This window comes from Streptomyces sp. NPDC127106, from assembly GCF_042677605.1.
Classification (GTDB): domain Bacteria; phylum Actinomycetota; class Actinomycetes; order Streptomycetales; family Streptomycetaceae; genus Streptomyces.
This window is the reverse complement of the sequence record NZ_JBHXTC010000011.1, coordinates 123,343-133,667: the sequence shown is the minus strand read 5'-3', so window position 1 is coordinate 133,667 and position 10,325 is coordinate 123,343. Positions and strand designations below refer to the sequence as shown.

9 protein-coding genes are annotated in these 10,325 nt (G+C 72.3%); 5 read left to right on the top strand and 4 right to left on the bottom strand.

Annotated elements, in window-relative coordinates; genetic code table 11:
- Nucleotides 1–15: 15 nt before the first annotated feature.
- Together ACFVGY_RS13530 and ACFVGY_RS13525 are read right to left on the bottom strand one after the other, a co-directional pair.
- The gene (locus ACFVGY_RS13530; RefSeq protein ID WP_385675652.1) at nt 16–636 is read right to left on the bottom strand and encodes a ScbR family autoregulator-binding transcription factor; all 621 of its coding nucleotides are present in this window, start codon (nt 634–636) and stop codon (nt 16–18) included.
- 57 nt (nt 637–693) lie between these two features.
- On the bottom strand, nt 694–1,509 hold the full coding sequence (locus tag ACFVGY_RS13525; protein WP_385675648.1) for a BTAD domain-containing putative transcriptional regulator: 816 nt from the start codon (nt 1,507–1,509) through the stop codon (nt 694–696).
- A 439-nt stretch (nt 1,510–1,948) separates the two neighbouring features.
- Here ACFVGY_RS13525 and ACFVGY_RS13520 point away from each other — a divergent pair, with 439 nt between their 5' ends.
- Nucleotides 1,949–3,556: an ABC-F family ATP-binding cassette domain-containing protein gene (locus ACFVGY_RS13520; RefSeq protein ID WP_385675645.1), complete on the top strand. Its 1,608-nt coding sequence runs from the start codon at nt 1,949–1,951 to the stop codon at nt 3,554–3,556.
- 198 nt (nt 3,557–3,754) lie between these two features.
- Nucleotides 3,755–4,528, top strand: a complete 774-nt coding sequence (locus tag ACFVGY_RS13515; protein ID WP_385675642.1) for an SDR family NAD(P)-dependent oxidoreductase — start codon at nt 3,755–3,757, stop codon at nt 4,526–4,528.
- A 61-nt stretch (nt 4,529–4,589) separates the two neighbouring features.
- Here ACFVGY_RS13515 and ACFVGY_RS13510 read toward each other — a convergent pair whose 3' ends face one another.
- Both ACFVGY_RS13510 and ACFVGY_RS13505 read right to left on the bottom strand, forming a co-directional pair.
- Nucleotides 4,590–5,624: an NAD-dependent epimerase/dehydratase family protein gene (locus ACFVGY_RS13510; protein WP_385675639.1), complete on the bottom strand. Its 1,035-nt coding sequence runs from the start codon at nt 5,622–5,624 to the stop codon at nt 4,590–4,592.
- Entirely contained in the window at nt 5,621–6,505 is an 885-nt protein-coding gene (locus ACFVGY_RS13505) for a ScbA/BarX family gamma-butyrolactone biosynthesis protein (protein WP_385675636.1), read from the bottom strand. The genes ACFVGY_RS13510 and ACFVGY_RS13505 overlap by 4 nt, the downstream gene beginning before the upstream one ends.
- Nucleotides 6,506–6,747: 242 nt before the next feature.
- Here ACFVGY_RS13505 and ACFVGY_RS13500 point away from each other — a divergent pair, with 242 nt between their 5' ends.
- From ACFVGY_RS13500 to ACFVGY_RS13490, 3 genes are all read left to right on the top strand, one after another.
- Nucleotides 6,748–7,440, top strand: a complete 693-nt coding sequence (locus tag ACFVGY_RS13500) for a ScbR family autoregulator-binding transcription factor (RefSeq protein ID WP_385675633.1) — start codon at nt 6,748–6,750, stop codon at nt 7,438–7,440.
- Between the two features lie 413 nt (nt 7,441–7,853).
- A complete protein-coding gene (locus tag ACFVGY_RS13495) occupies nt 7,854–8,504 on the top strand; it encodes a ScbR family autoregulator-binding transcription factor (protein WP_385675630.1) in 651 nt (216 codons plus the stop codon).
- 186 nt (nt 8,505–8,690) lie between these two features.
- A partial coding sequence (locus tag ACFVGY_RS13490) for an MFS transporter (RefSeq protein WP_385675627.1) occupies nt 8,691–10,325 on the top strand: 1,635 nt, incomplete at its 3' end.

The following is a 10,325-nucleotide window of genomic DNA, read 5'->3' as shown; positions in this document are numbered from 1 at the left end:
GGGCGGCACTCCCTCTCAGGAGGGAGTCGTCGTCCTGAAGACGGTCCGCCCGGCCGGCCCGACCAGGCCGGGCAGGGCGAGGTCCCACAACGCGGAAACCCGGGCGGCGAGTTCCTCGTCGGCCATGTCGGTGGCGGCGAGCAGCTCGATGCCGGCCACCGCCGCGGCGAGCAGCGTCTGCGGGCCGGTGCGGTCGACTCCGTCCCGCAGTTCCCCGGCCGCCTCGGCCCGGTCGAGCAGCGACCAGGCGGTGGCCATCCCCGCCTGGTAGAAGTCGGTGCTGCCGGCCGCTTCCTCGCCGCGCAGCTCCCTGCTGAGGCGGAAGTTGGCGCGCAGGACGGCTTCCTCGCGCAGCCCCCGGGCCAGCCAGTGGGTGAAGTCGATCAGCGTCTGTAACGGTGAACCGTTGTGGGCGGCGATCCGGTCGACCGATTCGGCCAGCAGGACGCGGCCGCGCGTCTGTACGGCGTGGGCCAGTTCGCCCTTGGACGCGAAGTGGAAGTACAGGGCCCCCTTGGTGAGCCGTGCCGCACCGGTGATCTCCCCCAGGGTCGCGTTCACGTACCCCTTGCGGTCGAACAGTTCCGCCGCGGCGGACACCAGCCTCCGGCAGGTGTCCATCGATCTCTCCTGCATCGCAGGTCTCCTCTCGTTCTTCGTCGGGGATCCGGGCCACTCGCGGGCCGGATCCGCTCAGCCCGCGTGGGCGAGGCGCCCCCAGGCCGGTTCGGCGGCCTCCCGCTCCGGACCGGCCGCGAGCATCGACTGCTGGAGGCGGCGCAGGGCCGGCGAGGGCTCCAGGCCCAGGTCGCGGACGAGTGTCATGCGCAGCCGCTGGTAGGCGGCGAGCGCCTCGCCCCGCCGCCCCGAGTGGTGCAGCGCGATCATCAGCTGGCGGTGCAGCGATTCGTGCATGCGGTAGCGGGACGTCAGGACGGTCAGCTCGCCGACCAGTTCCCGGTGGCGGCCGAGCCGCAGGTCGGCCTCGATCCGCTGGTCGAGGGCGCACAGCCGGGCCTCGTCGAGGCGGCGGATCTCCATGTCGAGCAGCGTGCCGGCGCGTATGTCGGCGAAGGCCGGTCCCTGCCACAGGCCCAGCGCGTCGCGCAGGCGGCGGGAGGCGGTGGCGAAGTCCTCCTGGGCCATGGCCCGGTAGCCGGCGGTGGCCCGGCGCTCGAACTCGTGGGCGTCGATGGTGCCGCCTCTGGTGTCGAGGCGGTAGCCGCCGGGCTCGGTGGCGAGGACCCGCTTGGGGTCGTACGGGTCGCCGGCGCCCCGCAGCGCCCGGCCGATCAGCTCGCGGAGTTGGAGGATGTAGGTCTGGAGGGTGTTGCGGGCCGACCGAGGGGGCCGGCCGCCCCACAGTTCCTCGATCAGGAGCGGCACCGGCACCGTCCGGTCCGCGTGCATCGCCAGGACGGCGAGCAGTTGGCGCGGCTTGGGGGCGGTCAGGGCCACGGACGCCCCGCCCTCTCGTACGGTCAGCGATCCCAGCACGTCGATGTCCACGCTGTCTCCCCTGTTCTTTTGCCCAGCATGGGGCCCCGGGGCCGACGAGTGCGTCGCCCCTGCAATAAAAACAGACTATACGGTTTGTGGTTCAGAGACCAGTCGGTCTGTTTTAGAGTTGCGTCTGGGACGCCGGGGCCGCGCTCGGCCCGGATCCCGCCCGCCGGGCCGTCAGTTGACGGTGCGTCCGGAAGTGTGGAGCGCTCGGGCGCCAATAGGTATACGCTGTAGAAGAACTGCTGCCGTTCATGGGAGAAGGCCGTTGCTCTTCTGAAGTCATGTGGTGCCCGCGCCCCGGAGGGTGCGTGCAGCGCTCCGACGGCGGGCCGCTCGTGGCCCGCCACCAGACGATCCGTCACCCGCACGCCGCGGGGCCGACGGCGTCCGTCCGCGACCGCCGTCCCGCCGTCCCGGGACAGACATGACTTCAGGAGGACTCATGACCTTGACCAACACGTCCGTCGTCTGCACCGACCTCTCCTTCGCCTGGCCCGACGGGACCCCGGTGTTCACCGACTTCTCCCTGGTCGTCAGCACCGGCCGGACCGGGCTGATCGGTGTCAACGGCTCGGGCAAGTCCACCCTGCTCCGGCTGATGGCCGGCCGGCTCAACCCGAGCGGCGGCTCCGTCAAGGTGACCGGTGAGCTCGGCTACCTGCCGCAGAACGTCGTGCTGGAGCCGGAGGTCCGGGTCGAGCAGGCGCTGGGCATCGCGGAGGTCCGCGCCGCCATCGACGCGATCGAGGGCGGCGACACCTCCGAGGAGCTGTTCACCGTGGTCGGTGACGACTGGGACGTCGAGGAGCGCGCCCGGGCGACGCTGGACAAGCTGGGGCTGGCGCACGTCACGCTGGACCGCCGGATCGGCGAACTGTCCGGCGGGGAGTCCGTCCTGCTCTGCCTGGCGGCCCAGTTCCTGCGCCGTCCGGACGTCCTGCTGCTCGACGAGCCGACCAACAACCTCGACCTGGAGGCACGCCGCCGGCTCTACGAGGCGGTCCGCTCCTGGAAGGGCTCGATGGTGATCGTCAGTCACGACCGGGAACTGCTCGACCTGGTGGACCAGATCGCCGATCTGCGCAGCGGCGAGGTCCGCTGGTACGGCGGCAACTTCAGCGACTACGAGGAGGCCCTGGCCGTGGAGCAGGAGGCGGCCGAGCGGATGGTGCGCGTGGCCGAGTCCGATGTCCGCCGCCAGAAGCGGGAGCTGGCCGACGCGCGGATCAAGCTGGACCGCCGCGTCCGTTACGGCAACAAGATGTACGAGACCAAGCGCGAACCCAAGGTGGTGATGAAGGAGCGCAAGCGCCAGGCCCAGGTGGCCGCGGGCAAGCACCGCAACATGCACCTGGAGCGCCTGGAGGAGGCCAAGGAGCGGCTGACCGAGGCCGAGGAGGCGGTGCGCGACGACCGGGAGATCCGGGTCGACCTGCCCGAGACCTCGGTGCCTGCGGGCCGCACCGTCCTCACCCTGCGCGAGGTCGAGCTCCGCTTCGGCACACGGGCCCACTTCGAGGTGCGGGGGCCGGAGCGGATCGCCCTGGTGGGGCGCAACGGGGCGGGCAAGAGCACGCTGCTGCGCACCGTCGTCGGCGAGATCCCGCCGGTGGCGGGCGAGGTGAAGGCCGCCGTCCCGATGCGCTACCTCCCGCAGCGGCTCGACCTGCTCGACGAGGAGCTGACGGTGGCGCAGAACGTCGGCCGGTTCGCTCCCGGCGCCACCGACAACGCCATCCGCTCCCGCCTGGCCCGCTTCCTCTTCCGCGGCCGGAAGGCGGACCAGCAGGTCGGCACCCTCTCGGGCGGCGAGCGGTTCCGGGCGACGCTGGCGGCGCTGCTGCTGGCCGACCCCGCGCCGCAGCTGCTGCTGCTCGACGAGCCGACCAACAACCTGGACCTGGCCAGCGTGCAGCAGCTCACCCAGGCCCTGCAGTCCTACCAGGGCGCGCTCGTGGTGGTCAGCCACGACCTGGCGTTCCTGCGGGACCTCCAGATCACCCGGTGGATCCGGGTCGACGGCGGGACGGCGGACATCGATCCGATGTGATCGACACCGCCGCCCGCGACCGGGACCCGGCCGTACGCCCTAAACCCCCGGGGGCGTTCGGCCGGGTGTCCCCGACCGGCACCCGGCCGTACGCCCGAACCCCCGCGGGCGGCGGCCGGGTGTCGGTCGTTGCGGCGCCGGCCGCGTCGCCGACCACCCGCCCGCCGGATCAAGATCATCGGATGAAAGACTCCGGGGATGACTGATCGACGAGGATTCCTGGCGGACAGGACGGTACTGATCACCGGAGCCAGCAGCGGCATCGGCGCCGCTGCGGCGCGGGTGTTCGCCCGGGAGGGCGCGGCGGTGGTGGTCACCGCCCGCCGCGAGGAGCGGCTGGCCGGGCTGGTGGACGAGTTGCGGGCGCAGGGCGCCCGTGCCGCGTACGTGGTCGCCGATGTGACCCGGTCGCAGGACGCGGTGCGTGCCGTGGAGTTCACGGTGGAACGTTTCGGCCGGCTCGACGCGGCGTTCAACAACGCCGGATACGGGCTCGGCCGCACGCCGCTGCACCTGATGGACGACGGCGTCTACGACGACATCATGGACACCAACGTGCGCGGGGTGTTCAACTGCCTGCGCCCGGAGATCGCCGCGATGCTGGAGTCCGGCACGGGCGGTGCGATCGTCAACACCAGCAGCACCGGAGGGCTGGTCGCCACTCCGGTCGCCGCGCCGTACGTGGTGTCCAAGCACGCCGTGATCGGCCTGACCAAGGCGGCTGCCGCCGAGTACGGCGACCAGGGCATCCGGGTCAACGCGATCGCCCCCGGCACGACCCGCAGCGAGATGGTGGCGGACTGGTTCGCACAGAACCCGGGCGCCGAGGAGATGCTGCACCGGGCCACGCCGCAGCCGCGTACCGCGGAGCCCGAGGAGATCGCCGAGGCGGCCGCCTGGCTGTGCAGCGAGCGGGCGTCCTTCGTCACCGGGGCGACCCTGGTGGTCGACGGCGGGTTCACGATCCTCTAGAGACCGTCCCAAGCCCGTCCGGCCGCGGCGGGCGGCGCCGCCGGATCCGGGCGGCCGCCGGCTACCGCGAGGTGCCCGCCGACCGCCCGCCGGCGGCCGTCCCGAGGTGCTCGCGGTACCACCGGGCGTGGCGGGCGAGGCTCTCCTCGAACCCGCTGCCGGTCGGGCAGCCGGTCTCCCGCCAGAGTCGGGAGCTGGCGAACCAGTGGTCGGTGGTCAGCATGGCGAGGTGGTGCAGCAGGACCGGGTCGTCGGCGAGGCGGCGGCGGGCCTCGCCGGCTTCGATGTCGCCGGTGGCCTCGGGAAGGCCGAGCAGGCGTACCAACGCGGCGAAGATCCGGGCGCAGTCGACCGGCTCGGGATGGTTGGGGTGCCAGACGCCGGAGGTGTCCCGGGGCGCGACGGCGACGGCGGTCACGGCGCGGGCGAGGTCGTCCACGTCGACCACCGACATCCGGGCCTGCCAGCCGTCGACGGAGGCGGCGAGCCGCCGGTGCAGCCGGACCAGGCCCGGGACCACCCAGCGGTCGCCGGCGCCGACGACCAGGTGCGGGCGCAGCACCGTCCCGCCGGCCGCGAGCACGAGCCGCTCGGCGGCGGCGCGGGTCCGGCTGGTGGGCGAGAGCGGGGCGACGGGGAGGTGCTCGGGCGCAGCGTTCCGGAAAACCCCCCGGCCGTACACGGAGGCGGTGCTGACCTGCACGAAACGGCGGACTCCGGCGCGTTCGGCCTCGGCCAGCAGGGCCCGGGTGCCCTCCTCGTTGACGGCTCGGGCCGATTGCTCGGGGCCGCCGATCTGCGCGGCACAGTGCAGCACGACGTCGACGCCCTCGCACAGGCCGTGCAGGCCGGCCGGGTCGGTGAGGTCGGCGCGGACGTACCGGAGCGCGGGGTCGCTCCCGTCCGGGCCGGACGCACGCCTCGTCAGGACGAGTCGGGCTCCGGGGAGCGTACGGGCGGCGGCGACGACGCGGCCGCCGATGAAGCCGGTGGCTCCGGTGACCAGGATCCGCCGGGTGGCCGGGGGGTCGTACGGGGCGGCCCCGACCGTGGGGGGCTGCTCGGGCGCGGGTGTGCCGGGGGCCGGCGGGGTCATCCGGCCGCGCCCGGGGCTCCGACGAGGCAGCTGAAGACGACGTTGCCGTCCTGGTGGCCGGTGACGCGGACCTGCCGGTCCCCGTTGGCGGCCGTCGGCAGCGGCTGCGCCTGTATCCAGCACGGGCTGTCGAGTTCGGCGTACCGGCTGAACTCGGAGCGCATCGTGGTCGGCGGGAACGGCCGGGACGGGTCGATGGCCTGGGCGGCCTGGCGGGCGGCCTCCATCAGCACCATGCCGGGAACGTGGTCGACCGGGTGGTCGAACAGCACGGGGTGCTGGTCGTCCACGCGCAGCTGCCACTGAAGCGGATGCTCGGTGGCGGACAGGACGACGTCCGCGGTGAGGAACCGGCCGACCGACGCGGGGGCGAGCGCCGGCGGCAGGGGCCGCAGGCCGGTGGCGCCGACGCGGTCGCCGCGGACCCGCTGGTAGACGGCGGGGCTGGTGCAGTCGAAGGCGGCGCCGCCGGTGGCGAGCACCTGGCCGCCGCAGTAGACGGTGACCTCGTAGCGCATGCCCGCCAGGCGGCGGCCGCGGCGGCGGATGTCGGAGCAGATGACGTCCAGTTCGAGGTCGGCGGGCGCGGCACCGACACCCGCCTGCTCGGGCCTGACGCTGTGGTGCAGGTCCCACATCAGGAACTGGTCCCCGAAGGGGACGCCGAACTCCGCGTGGGAGAGCAGGGTACCGACCTGTCGGATCGTTTCGGAGGCCAGCAGCGGGTCGTAGCAGCCGTTCACCGGGGTGAAGTAGCTGTGCGCCCTGGGCCACTGGGCGGTAAGGGCGAACCGGTTCTCCGCGGTCCGGCTCCAGCCCGTCAGGAACACCTCGGCAACCGCCGCCCGGTGGACCAACTGCCGCGGAACCGTGCTGGTCATGGCGGGTGCGTGGGACGCCGCTCGCTGGGCCGGGATGGTCACGGGTGCGGTTTCGGGCTGAAGCGTCACAACAGGCATGGAATCCCCCATAGAGCCGATGCCAACGGGACGGGCACTTACGCCGTCCCCCCTTGCCGATAAGATACATACCAACCGGTTCTTTTGATAGCCGGATGTTGATCTATCTAGGCTGACTGGCCGGGTCGCTCGACAGCGGCGGATGTATGACAGGAGAAGTCCCCATGGCAGTGCGACAGGAACGGGCCGTCCGCACGCGGCAGGCGATCGTGCGGGCAGCCGCCTCGGTCTTCGACGAGTACGGGTTCGAGGCCGCTTCGGTGGCCGAGATCCTGTCGCGGGCCTCGGTCACCAAGGGCGCGATGTACTTCCACTTCGCCTCCAAGGAGGAGCTGGCCCGCGGCGTGCTGGCCGAGCAGACCCTGCACGTGGCGGTGCCGGAGTCCAATTCCAAGGCACAGGAGCTGGTCGACCTCACCATGCTGGTCGCGCACGGGCTGCTGCACGACCCGATCCTCCGGGCGGGCACCCGGCTCTCGCTGGACCAGGGAGCGGTGGACTTCTCCGACGCCAATCCCTTCGGCGCGTGGGGCGACATCTGCGCCCAACTGCTGGCGGAGGCCCAGGAGCGCGGGGAGGTGCTCCCGCACGTGAACCCGAAGGAGACCGGCGACTTCATCGTCGGCTGCTTCACCGGCCTCCAGGCGGTCTCCCGGGTCGCGTCGGACCGCCAGGACCTCGGCCACCGGATCTCCGTGATGTGGAACCACGTGCTGCCCAGCATCGTGCCGGCGTCCATGCTCACCTGGATCGACACCAGCGAGGAGCGGATCGAGCAGGTCGCGGCCGCGGCCGCCGCGGCTGCGGAGGCCGCAGGTACGCAGGCCGCAGGTACGCAGGCCGCCGCCGACCAGTAGGAACATCGACTCAGATTCATGCCGGGCACCCCGAGGGAGCCCGGCATGTTCATATCCACAATCCACAGCCCCCGCCCTCCTGCCCGCCCTCCCTCTCGCCCGCCCGAAAACCGGCCGCTGGACGGCTGGCCGGGAGGACTCTCGGCCAAAAACAAGGCAATCGGTTTGGTTTGGCTTGGCAATCGGGTCTGACGGTTTGTATCGTGATGCCGCAGCGCCGCAACTCGCACCGGGCGCCCGATCGGCGTCCGGTGTGGGTGGCAGGCCACCTTCCCTTCATCCGGGGGCTCGGTCGCCCTCTGCGCAGCCCTGACCTGCCCGAATCCACATCACGCCCGTCGGCGACATGCGGGCCGTCCAACGAACCGGACGGTCCGTTTGTCCGCAGTCGACGGCGCACGCCAGGAGTTCCCTTGACGCCCAAACAGGAACGTGCCGTCCGCACCCGCGCCCAGCTGGTGCTCTCGGCGGCCGAGGCCTTCGACCGGCAGGGCTTCGCGGTGGCCTCGCTCACCGCCATCAGCCAGAGCGCCGGCGTCAGCAACGGGGCCCTGCACTTCCACTTCGAGAGCAAGGAGGCGCTCGCCGCCGCGGTCGAAACGGAGGCGGCCGAGCGGATGCGCGCGATCGTCGACGGAGCGGCCCGGACGGGCGCCTCCGCGCTCCAGGCCCTCGTCGACACCACCCACGCCACCATGTGGCGCCTGCGCGAGGACGTGGTGGTGCGCGCCGGCTTCCGGCTCAGCGGCGACACGGCCCGACAGGCCACCCACTGCCTCCCGGAGCAGTGGCGTCAAAGCGTCGTGCGGCTGTTGGAGCGGGCCAGGCTGGACGGCTCGCTGACCGCGGCCGTGACGCCCTCCGACGTCGCCGGGGTCGTGGCGGCCACCGTCCTCGGCTTCGGCGTGCTGGCGAGGTTCGACTCCGCCTGGCTCGCCTCCGGCTCCCTCTCCGGATTCTGGAAGCTGATGCTCCCCCTCATCGCGGCCGGCCCGGTCGAGCGCGGCGAACTCGACTGCGAGCCCGCCCTCCCGGCCGGCACCTCGCGCGCAACCGCCGTCTGACGACGGGCCGCCGGCCGCCGGCCGAAAACCGGCCCCATCCTTGCCGCTCCCTACCGGACGGCTCTTTCCGTGTCCGGGGCGCGCCCGTGCGCCCCGGACCAGCTTCGCCCGCGATTCGCTTGTACATCGTATAGCTCTCATATACGTTGTAGAACAGCTCCTCGCACTCACCCCTGGGAGGTCTCCTTGCAAGACACACAGATCACGGCGGCGCCGGCGACGGCCCGCAACCCCAGGCGCTGGGTGATCCTCGGCGTCATCTGCCTCGCCCAACTCGTCGTCCTCCTGGACAACACGGTCCTGAACCTTGCGATCCCGGCGCTCACCGAAGACCTGGGCGCGAGCACGGCGGACATCCAGTGGATGATCAACGCCTACGCACTGGTCCAGTCCGGTCTGCTGCTCACCGCCGGAAGCCTCAGCGACCGGTACGGCCGCAAGCGGGCCCTGATCACGGGTCTGGTCCTGTTCGGCCTGTGCTCGACGGCCGCGGCCTTCAGCCAGTCGTCCGGCCAGCTGATCGCCGCCCGGGCGGGCATGGGCGTCGGCGGCGCCCTGCTGATGACCACCACCTTGGCGGTGATCATGCAGGTGTTCGACGGCGAGGAACTGCCGAAGGCCATCGGCCTGTGGGGTGCCGTCAGCTCGCTCGGCTTCGCCGGCGGCCCGCTGCTGGGCGGCGTCCTGCTGGCCAACTTCTGGTGGGGTTCGATCTTCCTGATCAACATCCCGGTGGCGGTGATCGGCTGTCTGGCCGTCGCCAAGCTCGTCCCCGAGAGCAAGAACCCGCTGGGCAAGCGCCCGGACGTGCTCGGCGCCGTACTCTCCACGGTCGGCATGGTCGGCGTGGTCTACGCGATCATCTCCGGCCCGGAGCACGGCTGGACCTCCGCCAGCGTGCTGATGCCGGCCCTGGTCGGCCTGGCGGGCCTCACCGCCTTCGTCCGCTGGGAGCTGCACGTCCCGACGCCGATGCTCGACATGAGCTTCTTCCGCAACCGGCGCTTCAACGGCGCCGTGGCGGGCGGCATCCTGGTCGCGTTCGGCATGGCGGGTTCGCTGTTCCTGCTCACGCAGCACCTGCAACTGGTCCTGAACTACAGTCCGTTGGAAGCCGGCCTGCGGATGGCTCCGCTCGCCCTGACGATCGTCGGGCTCAACCTGGCGGGTGTCGGCGCGAAGGTGCTGCCGAAGCTCGGTGCCGCCGGGACCATCGCCACCGGCATGACCCTGCTCGCCGGCGGACTCGCGGCGGTGGCGACCGTGGGCGGCGACGGCTACGGCGGCATGCTGCTCGGCCTGGTGCTGATGGGCAGCGGCATCGCCCTGGCGATGCCCGCGATGGCCAACGCCATCATGGGGTCCATCCCGCCGGAGAAGGCCGGTGTCGGTGCGGGCGTCCAGGGGACGATCACCGAGTTCGGCGGCGGCCTCGGCGTCGCGGTCCTCGGTGCCGTACTGAACTCCCGTTTCGCGGCGCTGCTCCCCGCCTCCGTGGCGGTCGGCACGGCCGGATCGCTGCACGAGGCGCTCGCCGCCGACTCCTCCCCGGACGTGCAGCTCCTGGTCCGGGACGCGTTCGCCTCCGGGGTCGGCACCAGTCAGCTGATCGGCGCCGCGGCGGTGTTCGCCGGCGGCCTGCTGGCCGGCCTGCTGCTGCACCGCGCCGCAAAGGCCGAGGCCGCCTCGTCGGCCGCCGCCCAGGCGCCCGCCGCGGGTGCGGCCGAAGATCGGCTCGTACCGGCTGGCGCTGCGCGCCCTGGCGGACGAAGTCGACCGCTGACGGTGCTGGTGGGCGGCACCGCCCGTGCAGTCATATAC